Here is a 17,384-nt window from a genome sequence, read left to right as displayed (position 1 = left end):
GTGAATGCTGAGCGACGACCTTCCCTCACCGCAGTTTATTGCCCCCAACCGCACGCGTGCGGATGCGGGCAAGTTCCAGCGCGTGAAGGTTTCGGTGCTGGGCCGCTATATGCTCGCCGACCGGCGTGAATTTCCCTGCCAGATCCTCGAAATGTCGCCCGGCGACGCCTTGGTAGTCGCCCCCGTTCCGGGCCAGGACGGCGAGAAGGTCATTGCCTATATCGACCATATCGGTCGCATCGAAGGCACGATTCAGAGCCAGGCCGAAGGCGGGTTCGAAATGGACATCTCCGCCTCACCGCGCAAGCGGGACAAACTGGCGGCCCAACTCACCTGGCTGGCCAACAAGGACATCCTCGATCTGCCCGAAGATCGGCGGCACGAACGTGTCGTCCCCGATATCCGCCACTCCACCGTCGTGCTCGATGACGGACGCCGCTACAACTGCAAGATCATCGATATCTCGCTCTCGGGCGCCGCTATCGAACTCGACGTGCGGCCGGCAATGGGCACGCCGGTCACGCTGGGCCGCATGCGGGCGCGCGTCGTCCGCCATTTCCAGAACGGCGTCGCCGTGGAATTTGCCTCCGCACAGGAAATGCTGACGGTCATTCAGCAGAACCTGCGGATGAACTGAGAGCCGTTCCCTAGGGTAAACCGATCCAGGGGATCGATTTGAGGCGAGCAGGCCATAAGGGCTATGCCCGAATGGCACGAATGCTACACGCCCTCGGTCTGTTCCTCCCTTAGGACAGGCAGGCTAGGAGCAGGTGGCCAGCAAAGACTCCTCCACCCCTCCATGGTTAACCGCAGCCGAATCCAATCGATAAAACACGCATAAAATCTGCATTGCAGTTTTCCGATCGCCCTAAGTGGCCGCTTCTAACGTGGTCTCCATCAGGGAGATCACACGATGTTTTCGATCGACAAGGGACTGCGGAATGTGTTGGGCGCCGTGCTGGCGCTTGCTGCCTTAGCCGCCCCGGCCCATGCATTGGACACGACCAACGTCGCCTTTGTTCAGACGGGCACAGTCGCCACCAGCATCCCTGTCGGCCACCTCGAATTCTGCAAGGCTCGTCCGGCTGAGTGCACCGCGCATGCCAAGCCTGTATCGGCGGTAGCCCTGGACGAGCAGCTCTGGCAGCAGCTCCTCAACATCAACGCCTATGTCAACCAGACCGTAACACCCGTCACCGACGAGCAGCTTTATCAGGTGTCCGAGTTCTGGACCTACCCCAACGGCTATGGCGACTGTGAAGACTTCGCGCTGGCCAAGCGCCGCGAACTGATTAATGCCGGCTGGCCCGCCAGCACGCTGCTGATGACTGTCGTCAAGCAGGCCAATGGCGATGGTCACGCCGTGCTGCTGGTGCGTACCGACCGCGGCGACCTGGTGCTCGACAACCAGATTGGCTCTGTCGACCTGTGGAGCCAGACCCCCTACAAGTTCATCAAGCGCCAGTCGCAGGCCAATGCGGGCCAGTGGGTCGACATGATGGACGACCGCGACGTCACCATCACGGCCGCGATCCAGTAGGCGAAAGCGATCCCAATCTCCGAAGCCCACCTACCCTGACAAGGGTTTCAAACAACAAGGCCAGCCGCTTGACGGCTGGCCTTGTTGTTTGAGGACGCTAATCCGTCAGATGCCGATCGACGCATAGGTTCCAAGAAACAGCAGGCCGGTAAGGAACGCCCAGCTGAAGCCGACCATGGCGGAGAGCAGCGCCGAACTCGTCGAGATCGTTCCGTCCTTCGCAGGCGTCCAGCCCGTCTGCAGCATGATGTAGGGGCCGCAAACGAAACTCATCGCCAGATGACCCATGGAGGCCAAGAACGTCTCGCCGTCGTAGCGCAGCATGGCCGGCTGCTTGAACAGCAGCTGGTAAAGGTGCGTCACGACTCCGGCCATGCACAGTCCCATGCCGATGGAAAACGCTGCTGCCAACAATTCCTTGGTCATGCCATCCGCCCATTCTGGCTGCGCTGGGCAGCCTCGTTAACACATCATTAAGCATATTGGGCGCTCCATGACCTGTCACCTCCCCTCCGAGAAACTGGTTAATGCTGGACGTGTCTTCCCAATCGGCGGTCTCAGGCCAAGAGCCGACGCGGTCCGGCATGGTCTACAACCTGCTGACGATCGGGGTTCTGGTGCTGCTGCTGGCGGTAGGAACAGCCTATCTGATCGATATGCTGGGCCGCGGCGATCAAGTTCGCACGCCAACCCTGGGTGACACGGAGAACGTGACGCAGACCATCTCCGGCAAGGATCTGGCGATTCCCACGAGCTGGTTCCGCTTCGGCGAACAAATCCGCAGCGGTTTTACCGACCAGATCGATCTCAAGCTTGGCTTTGCCCCTGAGGCGGGTGCTCCACCAGCCTGGGTGAATGTCACGCTGCTGCCGCGCAGCCGCGCTCGCGCCAGCGCTAGCCTGCTCGACCGAGTCTATCTGCACCAGTTTGCGAACGAAAATCTCTCGGGCGTTCCTGGCCTCGTGGGCAAGCCCATGAATGGCACGGTCGGGTACGCCGGCGAGACGGTTTGGTATGATGCGCTTTCGCCCAACCCCTTCGTGGCCAAATGCCAGCAGCCGGTGACGCCGGACGCTGGCGCGCAATGTGTGCGGACGGTTCACTTGGCCAGCGGCATCGCCGCTGTCTACACATTCGATGCCCGGTTGCTCGAGCATTGGCGCCAGTTCGACGACCAGATGGCGCTGTGGCTGCGCCCGATCGGCGCTTGGTAAGCGCCTAAAGAAAATCCCCGCTCGAAGGCGGGGATTTCTTGGTTAGCCGACGTCATCCAGGTCGATGTCGAGGATCGACATGTTGAAGATGTAGGACTTGTCGCCGTCCTCGTCGTCCGCGTGGATAAGCCCGATCGATTCATCGCCGATAAAAACTTCGACAGAGTCATTGAGCTTGGCGCGCGGCCGCACGTCGATGTTCTTGTTGTTGAACTTCAGCTGCAAGAACTTCTGCAGCTTGATGATCTCGGGATGGTTCACTGGGAAAGTCCTGCTGATTTGGTTGAGGCCGCAATCTAGTCACAGGCTAAACGCTGACAACCCCGCAACGGTGCCATTTTAGCGGTGACAACATGTGATGCGCGCTTGCCCGCCAACGCTGCAGCCATTCCGATGGGAAGTATCGGCGCTAGCTTCGCTCGGCGTTAAGATCGTGCACCAGCACCATCTGGTCCATGACCAGTGCCGGTTGAGCGCAACCGGCCTCCCCAATGACCTTGGCCGGAACACCGGCGACAGTCACGCGTGGAGGGACTTCCTTGAGGACCACCGAGCCGGCCCCGATGCGCGAGCAGTCGCCGATCCTGATATTGCCCAGCACCTTGGCGCCTGCCCCGATCAGCACGCCGTTGCCGATCTTGGGATGCCGGTCCTGGTCCGATTTGCCCGTGCCGCCCAGCGTCACGTTCTGCAGCATGGAGACATTGTCGCCAATGGTTGCCGTCTCGCCGATTACCAGCCCTGTGCCGTGGTCAAGCATGATCCCCTTGCCCATGGCAACAGCGGGGTTGATATCGACCTGGAACACTTGGCTCGACCGGCTCTGCAGATAGAGCGCGAAGTCGCGGCGGCCAGCCTTCAGCATGGCATGGGCGAACCGATGAGTCTGGATGGCCTGGTAGCCCTTGAAGTAGAGCAGTGGCTCGATTGCACGATGGCAGGCGGGATCGCGCTCCAGCGTCGCAGCCAAGTCCACACGGGCGAATTCGCCGATCTCTGGCGCATCCACCAGCGTCTCGGCGAAAGCCTGGCGGATCAGGTCGGCAGAGACGTCGTCATGGTCCAGCCGCGCGGCCAGCCGGTGAGCCAGCGCCTGCTCGAAGCTATCGTGGTTCAGAATAGCGGAAACGGCCATGTTGGCCAGGGAAGGCTCCGACGCCACGATCTGGCGCGCGCCGGCACGCACCGCGTCCCAAACCGGGTCCACGGACTGCAGTCCAGCTGACTTGGTCGCGCTTGCTGACATCGGGCGTCTCCGCTTCATCGACAGCTACCGATATAGGCTAACCACTTCCACAAACAAAGTCATGGACGGGCAATTGGTTCACGAATGTCACCGAACCGGGAACGTCTTGCCCAGAAAGCCGAGCGCAGCAGCTTTGAACGCCTTGTCGCCCGTTGCCCGCATATGGTCGCGCTTGGGGATCACGAAGGCCTCACCCTGCGGCAGCAATTCTGCCAGTGGTGCGGGCGAACCAGCCATCTCGTCCGCCTCGCCGACGGCGACCAGCACGGGCATGTTGATGCGGCGGACATCCGCGCGGGCCATCGGCTGTCGCGACGTTTCCATGCAGGCCGCCAAGGCTTCCCGGTCGGCGCCGGTATGTTCGGCAAAAATGCGGAACTGGCGCGCTGTCGGATGCGTCAGGCCGGCCAGCGTCGGCGCCAGCAGGCCGGAAATGATGTCGTTGCCATCAGTCAGGCCATTGATGAGGTTCATCCCCATGCCGCCGAAAATGGCGCAGGCGACGCGCTCCTCATGCTCGAAGGCAAGGAAGGCGCTGATCCGCGCGCCCATGGAGTAACCCAGCACCGCTGCCCGCTCGATTCCGAGATGATCCAGCAGCGCCAGTGCATCGCCTGCCATCGCTTGCGGATAATACTGCTCCGGATCATAGGGCTTGTCCGAGTCGCCGTGGCCACGGTTGTCGAGCGTGATGGCGCGGTAGCCGGCACCCGTCAGCGTCTCGACCCAGCCCGTGTCGATCCAGTTGACCTTGCCGCTCGAGGCGAAGCCGTGGATGCACAGCACCGGCGGTCCGTCGCCGAAAGTCTGGTAGGCGAGGCTCAATCCGTCCGACTGGTAGCGAGGCAAGGCAGATCCGTCCCAGATGTTAGCAATGTGATAGCGTATGAAGCACCGGACGAGGCTCTTTCGAGCGGTGGTGCTAACTCTTTCTTTCGCGCCGTCCTTGGCATATGGTCCGCGCAAATCAAACAGGTTTATCGTCATGGCACACGGCCCAACGCCCCATTTCCATAACACTGAAGGCCTTCGCCAGATCGAGGTCGGCTCCAAGGAATTCCAGTGCGTGGGCGCACTTCCGCCATTCGATCACCCCCATATCTACCTCGACATGGGCAAGGACAGCGAGATCGTCTGCCCCTACTGCTCGACCCACTTCGTATATAACTCCCGCCTCGAAGCGGGCACGGCGAACCCGTCATCGGCACTCGTCCAGGCCGCCTGAGGCTGAACCATGCCCCTTGATGGGCAGACCTTTTTTGTTGCCGGCGCCGGCATATCCGGCCTGACTCTTGCTCTTTCGCTCGCCCAACGCGGCGCGAGTGTGGTTGTGCTCGAGCGCGCTGCCGCTGTCTCCGAGTTCGGCGCCGGGCTCCAGGTCAGTCCCAATGCACGAAAGATCCTCAACAGGCTGGGCCTCGGCGCGGCGCTGACGGCGCGGAGCCTCGATCCGAAGGGACTGGACGTATTTGCCGGCGGCTCGCGGCCGCTGGTCACCATGGAAATGGGCGTCATCATGCGCGAGCGCTTCGGCGCCCCTTACGCGGTGATGCACCGGGCCGATCTTGCCGACGTGCTCTACAAGGCCTGCCGTCGTCATGCGCGGATCGATCTCGTCTTCGGCGTCCGCTCCTGGGATGTGGTATCGCATGCCCGAGGCGTCACCGTCTCCATCGACGAGACTGACGGGCAGAGCCGCACCAGCCGAGGTGACGCTTTCATCGGCGCGGATGGAGTTCACTCCAAGACCCGCACTGCGGTTCTCGGTGGCGATGCAGCGCGGTATGGCAATCGTATCGCCTGGCGCACCCTCGTGCCCGCCGACTCAATCTTAAGCCAGATCCGGCCGGATAGCGTCTCGGTGTTGCTGGGCCCGAACTACCATCTGGTCTGCTATCCGCTGCCACACCGCCGGCAGGTGAACCTGGCTCTCTTCTCGGAACACAGGCAGCCCGATGCCGCAGGAACACAACCGGTGCTTCCCAAGGAGGCGCGCCGCGGTGCGGCGACCGAAGTTCTGCTGGCCGCGGCCGGCGACAGCTGGACGCCCTGGCCGCTCTATACCGTGTCCACGCCGCGCTGGCATGACGGCAACATCGCCCTTGTCGGTGATGCCGCTCATGCCATGGTACCGTTCCAGGCGCAGGGCGCTGCCATGGGCATCGAAGACGCGGCGGTGCTTGCTGCTGCACTGGAAGGCGCTGCGGACACAGAATCCGCCTTCAGCCAGTACGAGCTGGCGCGGCGGGAGCGTGTTGCGCGTGTCGCCAACACATCGCTGACCAACGGTCGCATTTTCCACATGCGCTGGCCGCTCACCTTGGCGCGGGACCTCGCCATCACCCTGGGGGGGAGTCGTGGCCACTTGAGCCGACTCGCCTGGATCTACGGCTATGAGGTTCCAGATTATACCAGCGCGCCTGCCCACGAGGATAGATCGCGCTGATGGAGAGGGATGGAACCTTGCCCGTCCTTCGGCCTTGCCTTGGCATATGACCCTGTGTCAACTGCGCGGCACAGCCGACTGAAACATTGAAGGTTTGCGCTCCCAGCATGCAAGCAGCGACCCGCTCACGCCTGACCCTTGCCTGTATTCTGGTCACGATCCTTCTGGACATGATCGGCGTCGGCATCATCGTGCCGGTCCTGCCCGAATTGCTGGAAGACCTCACCGGCGGCAGCGTCGCCAATGCGGCTGTCATCGGCGGCTATCTGGTTTTCGCCTATGCCTTCATGCAGTTCGTGTTTTCGCCCGTGCTAGGCAACCTGTCGGACCGCTATGGTCGCCGCCCGGTTCTTCTGGCGTCGCTGCTGGGCCTTACCTTCGACTACCTCATGATGTCGATCGCGCCCTTTGTTTGGTACCTGTTCATCGGCCGCGTCATCGCCGGCATCGCCGGAGCCGCACTGGCAACGGCGACGGCCTATATGGCCGACATCACTCCGCCCCATAAGCGTACCCACCGTTTTGGCCTGATCGGCGCGGCCTTCGGTCTTGGCTTCATCATCGGGCCTGTGATCGGCGGGGAGCTGGGCGAGCTTGGCCCGCGTGTGCCTTTCTATGCCGCCGCAGGCCTGGCTTTTGCCAACTTCCTTTTTGGCTTGCTGGTCCTGCCTGAAAGCCTGCCCAAGGCCTCCCGCCGGAAGTTCGACATCCGCCGTGCCAATCCGTTCGGCGCCGTGGCAGCCCTGCGGAAATATCCCGCAGTGATTTGGCTGCTGGTCGTGCTGTTCTTCCTGCAACTCGCTACGCAGGCGCTACCCACGATTTTCAGCTATTTCACGGTGGAGGTGTTCCACTTCACCTCGTCCTCGATCGGCCGGACGCTGGGCGCCTTCGGCATTGGTTTCGCCTTCAGCCAGGCCGTATTGGCTGCTCCCCTCTCCAAAGGTCTCGGCGAACCGGCGGTTGGTATCGTCGGGCTGCTGGCGGCTGCAGCGGCATTTGCCGGCATCGCCTTTTCGGCCGATGTTTACCAGCTCTACCTGTTCATCGCCGTCGGCACGGTGAGCGGGATGGCGCCGCCCGCCATCAATGGCGTTCTGTCGAGGCAGGTGCCGGACAATAGCCAGGGGGAACTGCAGGGAGCGGTCAACGCCGCCAGCTCGCTGGCGACCATCATCGGTCCCTTGGCTGCCACCCAGATTTTTTCATATTATACCAGTGCCCCCGAAGCCGGGCACTATTTCCCTGGCGCTCCCTTCATCGCTTGCGCCGGCGCCGTGATTGTCGCCCTTGTGGTATTTGGCATAGCCGCCTGGCGCTTCGAACTGGGGCATCGCCCCAGTGTTGCCGATCATCCGCATACTCCTGAGACCCCGCCGCCCGGCCAGGTCCGCATCGCGCCCATCGATGACGAAGATGATCCGCATCCGTCCCGCCGCTGAAGCCGATATTCCAGCGGTCCTGGAGATCGTCACGCCCGTGCTGGCAGCGGGCGAGACCTATGCCATTGCGCGCGATCTCGATAGGGCGGGCGTTGCAGCCTACTGGTTCGGTCCGACGCATGAAGTGTTCGTTGCCGAAGCCGATGGCAAACTGCTTGGCACCTATTACCTGATGGCTAACCAGCAAGGTGGCGGTGCGCATGTGGCCAATTGCGGCTACATGACTGCCGCCGCAGCCCAGGGACGCGGCGTGGCGCGGACGATGTGCGAACACTCCCTGGCGCGGGCGAAGGAGCGTGGTTTTCGGGCCATGCAGTTCAACCACGTCGTGTCCACCAACAATCGTGCCGTAAACCTCTGGCGCGGCTTGGGCTTCGAGATCGTGGGTACTCTCCCAATGGCCTTTCATCACCCGGTCCACGGCTATGTGGACAGTTTTGTGATGTTCAAATCTCTTGTCTGATCTGCGCCCTTAACATTTCTTTATACCTATTGAAGTGCTTTATCTGCGGGGCACATGCGGGTTTCGACACTTGGTCGGGCACTTCTTCTTCACTTTACTCAATCCAGCGGTGGCAGCCATATTGGCGGTCACCTTTCTCGTCTTGTGGCGCAAGCGCCCCGATCAAGCCTATCTCGGCATGCTGGCGCTTGCCTTTCTGAGTTGTGGGCTGGCATTTGCCGTCAACGACCTCCTCCCCGGTTTCTCCACCTCAGCCTCCCGCGTGGCGGCCAACATTCTGTTTCTCACAGCCATCGCTTCCGCCTGCATCGGCGGGTTGCAACGCGCGGGCGTGCCGGTGCCGCTGCGGTTGTTCGGCGTTTCAATCGCGCTCTGCTGCCCGGCCTTTGCCTGGTACCTTGTGGTGGAGCCCTCGACCGAGGCGCGCATCTATGTCGTCAGCGTCGCCTATACCATCCTGTCGGCGACAACGACCTGGATGTTGCTCCGCGCTCGACCCCAACGGGCGCTGGACTGGCTGTTCGTCGTGCTCTCCTTTGCCCTGACCGTGTTGGCCGTAGCACGGCCCGCCGCACTGCTGCTCAAGCAGCTCGATGCCAATGCCGGCGGCTCGTTTCGCGACTCCGCCTATTGGGCAACCGTTCAGGCCGTGACACCAATCCTGGCTATCGCCGTCGGACTCGCCTTCCTCGGATCGCTGGCGGCCAAGCTCTTTGATGAACTCACCGTGGAAGCCGATCGCGACTTCCTGACGGGGCTCCTGAACCGGCGCGGTTTCCAGAAAGGCGTGCAGAAGGCGTTGACGGCCTGTGGGGCCGAGGACGGCGCCGCCGTGATGATCGTCGACATCGACAACTTCAAGCTGGTCAATGACAGCTATGGCCACGCGGTGGGGGACGGGGTGATCGCGGCAGTGGCCGAGGTGCTGAACCGGCACGGAGGTGGCCACCTAACCTCCCGGTCGGGCGGTGAGGAATTCACGCTTTTTTACGGCAAGGTATCACGGCCCGAACTGCTCGGGCATGCAGAAGTTATTCGAAAAGAGCTCTCGCAAGCGCATTTCCCGGGCCTGCCGCCGGATCGCTACGTTACCGTCAGCATCGGGCTGCATCCGAGGGTGGCGGGCGAGACCATTTCCGAGATGATGTCGGCTGCCGATCGGGCGCTCTACGAGGCCAAGCGCGCCGGCAAGGACCGTGCTGTCCTTGGTGCGCCGGCACTGCACGCCCTGCCCCAGGCTGCGGAACGCCGAACCGGCAGCCGCATGCGCGCCTGAAGGGGAAAAAGCCCCGCCGAAGCGGGGCTTGATTGTTCTTACTTGCCCAGCGTCGAGGGCCAGGTGCCGTGCAGGTCGGCGCCGCGGCCTTCGATCTCGAAGCCGTGGGCGCCGAAGAAGTCGCGCTGGCCTTGCGTCAGGTTCGCGGTGCCCTGCGCCTGGCGGTAGCTGTCGAAATAGCTGAGCGAAGCGGACAGGCAGATCATCGGGAACTCGCCGATGGCCGCCGCCGCCACGACCTTGCGCAGGCTCGGATGGCTGTCCTTCATGATCGCGACGAAGTCCGGAACGACCAGGAGATTGACCGCCTCGCCCTTGGCATAGGCCGAGCTCATCTGGTCGAGGAAGCGCGAGCGGATGATGCAGCCGGCGCGCCAGATCTTGGCGATCGTAGCCAGCGGCAGCGACCAGCCGAACTCTTCCGAGGCCTTGGCAATGACGGCAAAGCCCTGCGCATAGGAGACGATCTTGCCCGCCAGCAGCGCCTTTTCGAGATCGGCGAGAGACACGTCGGTTTTGGCGCGGTTGGGCTTGCCGTAGATGCCTTCGGCAGCGACGCGCTCCCACTTGCGCGAGGAGAGCGAGCGGGCTGCGACGGCGCCTTCGATGGCCGTGGCGGGCACACCCATCTGCTGGGCGACAACGGCAGACCACATGCCAGTGCCCTTCTGGCCGGCCTTGTCGAGGATCAGGTCGACCAGCGGCTTGCCGGTCTGCTCGTCGACAGCATCAAGCACGTGGCCGGTGATCTCGATCAGATAGGAATTAAGCGGACCCTTGTTCCACTCCTTGAAGACGTCGGCGCATTCCTTGGGCGACATGCCCAGGCCATCGCGCATCACGCCATAGATTTCGGCGATCATCTGCATGTCGCCATATTCGATGCCGTTGTGGATCATCTTGACGAAGTGGCCGGCGCCACCTTCGCCCAGATAGGCGCAGCAGCTTTCGCCGTTGAACTGGGCCGCGATGGCAGTGAGAACCGCTTCCGCATTGTGCCATTGTTCCTTGGAGCCGCCGACCATGATGGACGGACCATGGCGCGCGCCCTCTTCGCCGCCGGACACGCCGACGCCGAGATAGCCGATATTTTTGGGCTTGAGGTAGTCGAAGCGGCGCTGCGTGTCGGTATAGAGCGAGTTGCCGCATTCGATGATCGCGTCGCCCTGCTCGAGATGGGGCAGCAGCTGCTCGATCATGTCGTCGACCGGCTGGCCGGCCTTGACCATGATGATGATCGAGCGCGGGCGCTTGATGGTCTGGATGAAGTCCGCCAGGTCGGCCTTGGGAACGACCTTGCCATCGAGCCCCTGCTCCCGGGCGGTGACCATGAAGTCGTCGATCTTGGACGCCGTGCGGTTATGGACGGCAATGGTATAGCCCTTTTCCGCGATGTTCAGCGCCAGATTGGAGCCCATCACCGCCAGGCCGATCAGGCCAATATCCGCTGTCGACATACAAACGTCCTTCCAAGAACTTCTCGTCTCGCCCATGCGTGTGGTGCATGGAATGTGGCGGCGAACTGACCACAAACCAGAGCCGTAAGGAAGTCGCTTTAGGGGAATTTTTGGCCGAAAGTCCGATCTTGTATGGTAGGATCGTATTGCCGTCACCCCTGAGGCTGCGTAAGGTCTGGCCCTCATTGGAGACTGACTTTGCCTGCCACTCATCCCTTCGATCTTACCGGCAAACGCGCACTGGTCACCGGCTCGAGCCGCGGCCTGGGCCTGGCCATGGCGACGGCTTTCGCGCGGGCCGGTGCAGCCGTGATCCTCAACGCGCGGGACAGCGTGGCACTGGGTGCTGCTGCGGCCGACCTGGCCGCGACCGGCGCGGACGTGAAGGCCATCGCGTTCGATGTGACCAGCGAAGACAGCGTGACCGAAGCGGTCGCCCATTGCGAGAGCGAGATCGGGCCCATCGATATCCTGGTCAACAATGCCGGCATGCAGATCCGCGGGCCGCTCGAGACCTATCCGATGGAAAGCTTCGAGCGCTTGCTGGCAACGCATGTGACCGCGACCTTTGCCGTCAGCAAGGTCGTGGTGCAGGGCATGATCAAGCGCGGCCAAGGGCGGATCATCAATATCTGCTCGGTCTTGACCGACATTGCCCGGCCGGGGGCGGCGCCCTATGGGGCGGCCAAGGCGGCCGTGGCCAACCTCACGCGCGGCATGGCGGCGGACTGGGCCCGCTACGGCATCAACGTCAATGGACTGGCGCCCGGCTATTTTCGCACCGAGCTCAATACGACCCTGATGGCGGACCCGGCTTTCGACGCCTGGGTGAAGGGGCGGACGCCCATGGGCCGCTGGGCCGAGGTGGAGGAATTGGGTGGCGCTGCCGTGTTCCTCGCCTCCCCCGCATCGAGCTTTGTCAACGGGCACATCCTTTATGTGGATGGCGGCCTGACGGCGGTGGTGTGACCATGTCCCTCAAGCCTGCACGCATCATCATCGTCATGGGGGTCAGTTCCTCTGGCAAGTCCACCATGGGCCAATCCATCGCCCGGCGCCTCCATGTTCCCTTTCTGGATGGCGACGGCTTCCACCCCGAAGCCAATGTCGAAAAGATGCGGGCCGGCATTCCCCTGACCGACGTGGACCGCTGGCCCTGGCTGGAGCGCCTGGCGCAGGCGCTTCATGAGGCTGCCGAGCGCAAGGGGGCGGCGGTGGGGGCCTGCTCCGCGCTCAAGCGCATCTACCGTGATTATCTCATGGAAAAAGCAGGCGAGGATATCCTCTTTGCCTATCTCCACGGCAGCCGCGAGGTGATCGGCGAGCGCATGGCGCGGCGGAGCCACGAATACATGCCCACGAGCCTGCTCGATTCGCAGTTTGCGACCCTCGAAGTGCCAGACCCGGCCACCGAAAACGTGCTGGTCCTGCCGGTGACCGAAAGCGTCGATCGCCTGACCGGCACGGTGCTCAAGAACCTTGAGCACCTCAAGACCTTCAAGCGCTGGCAGTAAGCTTCGGCTCCGGCATGCCGTCGCTGCGCGAGAGGCTGGCATTGTAGTAGCGCTCGTCGTCGGTCACCTCGGCGCCGATCCAGTCGGGCAGCGTCACCTCCTGCGCCTCGGATTGAAGTTCCACCTCGGCAATGACGAGGCCTGCATGCCGGCCCTCGAACACATCGACTTCCCAGGTGAGGCCGGCAAAATGCACGATGTGGCGGCGTTTTTCGACCAGGTGCGGCTGCGCCATGTCCAGCAGTTCGCGCGCATCCTGGACGGGGATGTCATACTCATATTCCGGACGGCTCATGCCGCTGACGCGGCCCTTGAGCGTCAAGGCGGCGCGCTGGTCATCCCAGCTGCGGACGCGGACGGTCGCCTTGGCGTTGGACGAGAGATAGCCCTGCCGGATGACGCTGCTGCTTTGCGCCAAAGCCTTCCAGCCATCGCCGACAACCAGAAACTTGCGTTCGATTTCCGTAGCCATGGCTCAACTCTCCCTGGGCAACAGGGCCCAATAGCGCCCGAAGCGATCACCGAGGCTCGACGAGGTTTCGGCGGTCAACTGCCGCCCCAGAACGAAGGCGTCCCGTGCCAGCTCATCCTGCAGTGCCGCGATGGCCCGGTGAACCGCGGCGAGAGCATCGGGTTTGGCGTCATCGTAGTCGCCCAGGGTTTCAGCCAGAACATGAAGATTGTGGTGGTCGCCCAAGGCTTCGCCCAGCCGGTCGAGGAGCTTGCGGCGCGGCGCCAGCATGTCTGGCGCCGATGGTTCCAGCAGGCTCACATGATGCCAATGGTATTTGGTGTGCTTGCGCCATTCATGGAGCAGCTCCGCCGTGCCCTCCTGCTCCGCATCGCGCAGGCCCTGGCGCATCAGCCGATAGGTCGCCTCGAGCCCGTCGCCGATCTTTGCAAAGCCCTTGCCCGACAAGGACCAGTCGCGGGCCCGCTTGTCAGCCCTTTCGAAAATGCCGACGAACTCGCCCAGCATCTGCTTGCGTGCCGTTCCGGTTGGCGTCTGGCCGACGCGGCTCTGGAGCCAGCGCAGGATCGCCTTGCCCTCGGACGGCTCGATGCGTTCGCCGCTTTTGCGGTCGAAAGCCCGCACCGCCTCGAAGGTTTCGGCCATGACCGCCGCGTCACGACTGCCCGACAGCGAACGGGCGGCATCGCGGAAAGCGCGATCCTCGGTCTTGCTCCCATCCAGATGCGGTTCCACCAGGCGCACCAGACCGCGGAGCTTCTTGCAGCGCCGCCGCAATCCATGCACCACCGCGTCGAACTCGGCATGCGTGTCCGCACAGGCTTCCAGCGCCTTGCCGATCTGTTCGCGCGCAATCTGGCGGACCTGCTTTTCGATGCCGCGCCGATGGGTAAAGGTGAAACTCATTGCCTTGTCCGGTAGGGTCCATGATCTTGCCTGGAAGGCTGACACGAAAAGGCCGCCCCCGGAAGGACGGCCCGAATAGGCTGGCGGCAGCGCTTAGTGCTTCAGCGCGTCGCGAGCGGCTTCCTTGACGTCGCCCACCTTCTGCTGCAGCTTGCCGTCGGCCTTGTCGGCCTTGCCTTCTGCCTGCAGGCGTTCGTCGCCCGTCAGACCACCAGCGGCATCCTTGAGGGCACCCTTGGCCTGCTTGCCAGCACCTTCGGCATGATCCTTGTGCATTTTCATCTCCTTGGTGGTTTACCTGATAGATAAACGGATGGGGCTCCTAGCCGTTCCAACCCTGCATTCACCTATTCGTTGAGGTCTGCTACACCCCCGGCATGCCCGGTCCCATGCCCACCCTCGTCGACTACCACCCGCCCCTCGATCCCTATCTTAACGTCCTTTATGTGGACGAGGATATCCTGGTGGTCGACAAGCAGAGCGGCTTGCTGAGCGTTCCGGGCAAGGACCCGTCGCTGTGGGACTGCATCGAGTACCGGGCGCGGCAAACCTGGCCGACCGCCGGCATGTGCCACAGGCTCGACAAGGATACGTCGGGCGTCCTGGTGCTGGCGCTCAACAAGCGCGCCCATGGCCGCATCGGTTCGCAGTTCGAGCACCGCAAGACCACCAAGGCCTATATCGCCCGCGTCGACGGCATCATCGAGAGCGACAGCGGCCTTGTCGATCTGCCGCTCGCCACCGACTGGGAAAACAAGCCGCGCCAGCGCGTGGACTGGGACAATGGCCGTCCGTCGCAGACCGAATATGTGGTGCTGGAGCGCGAGGCGGCGGCGACGCGCGTGCGCCTCCATCCGCTGACCGGGCGAACGCATCAGCTCAGGGTGCACATGAAGGCCATCGGCCATGTGATTCTGGGCGATGCCTTTTATGCCGATGCTGCGGCTTTGGCGGCGGCCGACCGGCTGCAGTTGCATGCGGCGGAACTGGGCCTCACCCATCCCACGACGGGCGAATTCGTGCGCTTCGTGGCGCCGACGCCGTTCTAGTGCCCCTCGGGCGGGAAACCGACCTCGATGCGCTGGAACAGGTGGCCCGGCTTCATGGTGTCGAGCCACTTGCGGAAGTCGGCGACATCGCTGAAGCCGGCGCGGCGGGCATCGGCCTCCGAGACGTCAGCGGGATCCACGTCGGTGATCGCGCCGATTTGGAGCAGGCCCAGCTTGGTCTTGAGCGTGCCACCGGCTTTCACCGTCGGCCGGCTCCAGCGGCGAAACACCAGGTCGACCTCGCCGCGCTGGATCTGCTCCAGCAGTTCGAGCTTGAGCAGCATCAGCCCAGCACCGCCTGCGCGGTGATCTCGATGCGGAGGCCCTTTGCAAGGAGCTCCTTGACCACGACGGTTGCGCGCACCGGGAATGGTTGCTGGGTAAAGAATTCGCGATAGACGCTGTTCATGCCGGCGGCGTCGGCGCTGTCGACGAGGAATATCTGCACCATGACGAGGTTGCGGAGCGTGCCGCCGGCCGCCTTGAGCGCGATCTCGAGGTTCTCGATGCAGCGGCGTGCCTGCGCCTCGATGCCGCCCTCGACGATCTCGCCGGTCTGCGGATCTTCGGCAATGGCCACGAGCCACAGGTGATTGCCGGCGCGGACCGCGTCACTGATCGGTGCCGATGAGGGGGCGATTCCGGTTTCGATACGCTCGATCATGGCGGCTCCTTGTGGTGCGGGCGGCGGGACTCGAACCCGCACGGGGATACCCCCTCCGGATTTTAAGTCCGGTGTGTCTACCATTCCACCACGCCCGCGGCGGAGGGGGAGGTAGCATGGGGGACGCGCGGTGCCAACGCGTTAGTGGCCGTTCGGCCAACGCCAAATGCCGCCCGGCCATATGGCGTCGCGGTTGCACGGTGGGAAGCGGCTTTCGCCTCGACGGCTTGCGCCGCCTGTTTGAGGGAGTTGAAGAGGCGAAAGCCGCTTCACACGAACTGGTTTTTCCCGCGCATGCATCGAGCGGCTCCATGAAGGAACGTCCGGTTGGGCGATCGGGCGGGGATTACCCCCTTCTCCTTCTCACGTCCCCGGCCTACCGGTGGTCAGCATCCACGCCGGTGCCGGGCGACCCCGGCTACCACTCCCCCCGCCCAATGCTTCGTCGGCACTGCGTGTCGTGGCGGGAATGGGTGGAGTTTGGCACGGGTGAAGGAGGGTGGGGATAAGTTTTTGCAGTGGTCGCCTGCTGCTCCTGAACTGAGGCGCAATCCAAGGCAGCACTCCGGGCTCAAAAGCAGCTTCAACGACCCTGAGCTTGGTGACACCCGGCAATCCTGAAGCCACTGCCGACGATCAAACTGGCACGGCAGTACCTTTGATGGAGCGTCTCGATAAGTTTCGGCCCGCCGCAATAAAGGGCCTCTCGATGAAGAGATGTAAGCAAACCCCCAATAAGAGTGACGCAGCATACGAAAGGAGAAAGGTGAGCCACCATCCCGGCGACCAACCCAAGCGGTCTAGAACCAGCAAAACGGCATTTATCACAAGGACGTGAGTTAGGTACACCGCATAGGTAAGCCGACCAAGGGCCGCGAGTGGCGTCCACCTCAGCACTTTGCCGATGGAGCCTTCACTCTGTTGTATCCACAAGTGAGCGATCAGCGGCACTGCAAAAAGGGATATCAGCAGGTTCCATATGATCGCAGTCGGAAGGAAAACTGATGCCAAATAAGCAAAGCCAATGCCCAAAAGTGCTAACCGCGGAGCAATCAAGTTCCCAAAGCCGCGGGAGATCGCTGTAGAGCGCGAGGAAGCTATGGCGGCGAAAGCACCGGCAGCCAATCCAACATAGCCTCTAACGAGCAGTTCTGGGTTGGAAGCCGGCAAAATCAGGATGGTGATGGCGAGAATGGTTGCGCCGAGAAGAACAGAGATGTTGTGCTGCCCCAGCAGAATGATAGCTAGCGGCCAAAAGAGGTAGAACTTTTCTTCGATCCCCAAGGTCCATGAGTGGCCAAACAACAGCCCGTCACGGTGCAACATGTATTCACCGTTGAATGTGACGAAATACACGAAGCCCGATTGAAAGGCCGAGAGTTCCTCACCCTGGGACAGCATCGCCTGCAGCAGGTAAGCAGCGCAAAAGTACAAGCCAATTGTCAGAGCATAAAGCGGCACGATGCGGAATGTGCGCCTCAGGTAGTAGGAGCCAAGAGAAATTTCCCCGGCGACCTGCCTCTCCTTGAGCAGCAGACTCGTGACCAACCAGCCGCTAAGCGCAAAGAAGACATCAACTCCTACGCTGCCATTAATGAGAGGCATCGCTCCAGGTACGTGCCCGGCTACAGTAAAAATGATGCATAGTGCACGGATGCTGTCTAGCTCTGGCCGGTAGGTGCTTGATTTCTGCAT

The 17,384-nt window shown here is 62.5% G+C and carries 22 protein-coding genes and 1 tRNA gene; 11 read left to right on the top strand and 12 right to left on the bottom strand.

The window, feature by feature from the left end; all coding sequences use genetic code 11:
• Positions 1-4: 4 nt before the first annotated feature.
• Positions 5-637, top strand: coding sequence for a PilZ domain-containing protein (locus tag VIL88_RS04550; protein ID WP_331986454.1), 633 nt, complete (start codon positions 5-7; stop codon positions 635-637).
• Positions 638-913: 276 nt separating this feature from the next.
• Complete coding sequence (locus VIL88_RS04545) at positions 914-1,540, top strand: transglutaminase-like cysteine peptidase (protein WP_331986452.1); 627 nt, start codon at positions 914-916, stop codon at positions 1,538-1,540.
• Positions 1,541-1,645: 105 nt separating this feature from the next.
• Here VIL88_RS04545 and VIL88_RS04540 read toward each other — a convergent pair whose 3' ends face one another.
• Entirely contained in the window at positions 1,646-1,966 is a 321-nt protein-coding gene (locus tag VIL88_RS04540) for a DUF6949 family protein (RefSeq protein WP_331986448.1), read from the bottom strand.
• Positions 1,967-2,067: 101 nt separating this feature from the next.
• Here VIL88_RS04540 and VIL88_RS04535 point away from each other — a divergent pair, with 101 nt between their 5' ends.
• A complete protein-coding gene (locus VIL88_RS04535; RefSeq protein WP_331986446.1) occupies positions 2,068-2,754 on the top strand; it encodes a hypothetical protein in 687 nt (228 codons plus the stop codon).
• A 42-nt stretch (positions 2,755-2,796) separates the two neighbouring features.
• Here VIL88_RS04535 and VIL88_RS04530 read toward each other — a convergent pair whose 3' ends face one another.
• From VIL88_RS04530 to VIL88_RS04520, 3 genes are all read right to left on the bottom strand, one after another.
• Entirely contained in the window at positions 2,797-3,015 is a 219-nt protein-coding gene (locus tag VIL88_RS04530; protein ID WP_331986444.1) for a DUF3126 family protein, read from the bottom strand.
• Between the two features lie 148 nt (positions 3,016-3,163).
• Complete coding sequence (gene cysE, locus VIL88_RS04525; RefSeq protein ID WP_331986442.1) at positions 3,164-4,000, bottom strand: serine O-acetyltransferase; 837 nt, start codon at positions 3,998-4,000, stop codon at positions 3,164-3,166.
• An 87-nt stretch (positions 4,001-4,087) separates the two neighbouring features.
• Entirely contained in the window at positions 4,088-4,849 is a 762-nt protein-coding gene (locus VIL88_RS04520) for an alpha/beta hydrolase (protein ID WP_331986440.1), read from the bottom strand.
• Positions 4,850-4,985: 136 nt separating this feature from the next.
• On the opposite strand from VIL88_RS04520, the gene VIL88_RS04515 reads away from it, so the two are divergent.
• The 5 genes from VIL88_RS04515 (at position 4,986) to VIL88_RS04495 (ending at position 9,627) form a co-directional block, all read left to right on the top strand.
• Positions 4,986-5,225, top strand: a complete 240-nt coding sequence (locus VIL88_RS04515; RefSeq protein WP_331986438.1) for a zinc-finger domain-containing protein — start codon at positions 4,986-4,988, stop codon at positions 5,223-5,225.
• 9 nt (positions 5,226-5,234) lie between these two features.
• The gene (locus tag VIL88_RS04510) at positions 5,235-6,446 is read left to right on the top strand and encodes an FAD-dependent monooxygenase (RefSeq protein ID WP_331986436.1); all 1,212 of its coding nucleotides are present in this window, start codon (positions 5,235-5,237) and stop codon (positions 6,444-6,446) included.
• A gap of 107 nt (positions 6,447-6,553) precedes the next feature.
• Positions 6,554-7,888 (top strand): TCR/Tet family MFS transporter, encoded by a 1,335-nt coding sequence (locus tag VIL88_RS04505; protein WP_331986434.1) that lies wholly within the window; start codon positions 6,554-6,556, stop codon positions 7,886-7,888.
• Positions 7,866-8,351, top strand: coding sequence for a GNAT family N-acetyltransferase (locus VIL88_RS04500; RefSeq protein ID WP_331986571.1), 486 nt, complete (start codon positions 7,866-7,868; stop codon positions 8,349-8,351). Before VIL88_RS04505 ends, VIL88_RS04500 begins: the two co-directional genes overlap by 23 nt.
• A 121-nt stretch (positions 8,352-8,472) precedes the next feature.
• Positions 8,473-9,627 carry a GGDEF domain-containing protein gene (locus VIL88_RS04495; protein WP_331986432.1) on the top strand — a complete coding sequence of 385 codons (1,155 nt, stop codon included), beginning with the start codon at positions 8,473-8,475 and terminating at the stop codon, positions 9,625-9,627.
• 38 nt (positions 9,628-9,665) lie between these two features.
• Here VIL88_RS04495 and gndA read toward each other — a convergent pair whose 3' ends face one another.
• Positions 9,666-11,084, bottom strand: coding sequence for an NADP-dependent phosphogluconate dehydrogenase (gene gndA, locus VIL88_RS04490; RefSeq protein WP_331986430.1), 1,419 nt, complete (start codon positions 11,082-11,084; stop codon positions 9,666-9,668).
• A gap of 198 nt (positions 11,085-11,282) precedes the next feature.
• Here gndA and VIL88_RS04485 point away from each other — a divergent pair, with 198 nt between their 5' ends.
• Both VIL88_RS04485 and VIL88_RS04480 read left to right on the top strand, forming a co-directional pair.
• On the top strand, positions 11,283-12,053 hold the full coding sequence (locus VIL88_RS04485) for an SDR family oxidoreductase (protein ID WP_331986428.1): 771 nt from the start codon (positions 11,283-11,285) through the stop codon (positions 12,051-12,053).
• A 2-nt stretch (positions 12,054-12,055) separates the two neighbouring features.
• A complete protein-coding gene (locus tag VIL88_RS04480; protein ID WP_331986426.1) occupies positions 12,056-12,598 on the top strand; it encodes a gluconokinase in 543 nt (180 codons plus the stop codon).
• Here the strand turns inward: VIL88_RS04480 and VIL88_RS04475 are convergent.
• The 3 genes from VIL88_RS04475 to VIL88_RS04465 all read right to left on the bottom strand — a co-directional run bounded on the left by VIL88_RS04475 (position 12,582) and on the right by VIL88_RS04465 (position 14,252).
• Positions 12,582-13,070, bottom strand: coding sequence for a CYTH domain-containing protein (locus VIL88_RS04475; protein ID WP_331986424.1), 489 nt, complete (start codon positions 13,068-13,070; stop codon positions 12,582-12,584). The two genes, VIL88_RS04480 and VIL88_RS04475, sit on opposite strands and share 17 nt — an antisense overlap.
• Before the next feature lie 3 nt (positions 13,071-13,073).
• On the bottom strand, positions 13,074-13,976 hold the full coding sequence (locus VIL88_RS04470; protein WP_331986422.1) for a CHAD domain-containing protein: 903 nt from the start codon (positions 13,974-13,976) through the stop codon (positions 13,074-13,076).
• A 93-nt stretch (positions 13,977-14,069) separates the two neighbouring features.
• Positions 14,070-14,252: a CsbD family protein gene (locus tag VIL88_RS04465; RefSeq protein WP_331986420.1), complete on the bottom strand. Its 183-nt coding sequence runs from the start codon at positions 14,250-14,252 to the stop codon at positions 14,070-14,072.
• A 113-nt stretch (positions 14,253-14,365) separates the two neighbouring features.
• Between VIL88_RS04465 and VIL88_RS04460 the strand changes: the two genes are divergently transcribed.
• Positions 14,366-15,025, top strand: a complete 660-nt coding sequence (locus VIL88_RS04460; RefSeq protein WP_331986418.1) for an RluA family pseudouridine synthase — start codon at positions 14,366-14,368, stop codon at positions 15,023-15,025.
• On the opposite strand, the gene VIL88_RS04455 is transcribed toward VIL88_RS04460, so the two are convergent.
• The 4 genes from VIL88_RS04455 to VIL88_RS04440 form a co-directional block, all read right to left on the bottom strand.
• The gene (locus VIL88_RS04455) at positions 15,022-15,309 is read right to left on the bottom strand and encodes a hypothetical protein (protein ID WP_331986416.1); all 288 of its coding nucleotides are present in this window, start codon (positions 15,307-15,309) and stop codon (positions 15,022-15,024) included. The two genes, VIL88_RS04460 and VIL88_RS04455, sit on opposite strands and share 4 nt — an antisense overlap.
• Positions 15,309-15,689: a RidA family protein gene (locus VIL88_RS04450; protein ID WP_331986414.1), complete on the bottom strand. Its 381-nt coding sequence runs from the start codon at positions 15,687-15,689 to the stop codon at positions 15,309-15,311. Before VIL88_RS04450 ends, VIL88_RS04455 begins: the two co-directional genes overlap by 1 nt.
• A gap of 12 nt (positions 15,690-15,701) precedes the next feature.
• Positions 15,702-15,787, bottom strand: a tRNA-Leu gene (locus tag VIL88_RS04445).
• Between the two features lie 538 nt (positions 15,788-16,325).
• Complete coding sequence (locus tag VIL88_RS04440; protein WP_331986412.1) at positions 16,326-17,384, bottom strand: acyltransferase; 1,059 nt, start codon at positions 17,382-17,384, stop codon at positions 16,326-16,328.

This window comes from Devosia sp., assembly GCF_036563435.1.
In the GTDB taxonomy this organism is placed as follows: Bacteria; Pseudomonadota; Alphaproteobacteria; order Rhizobiales; family Devosiaceae; genus Devosia.
Note: the sequence above shows the minus strand (reverse complement) of the source record. Positions and strands in the feature narration are given on the sequence as shown.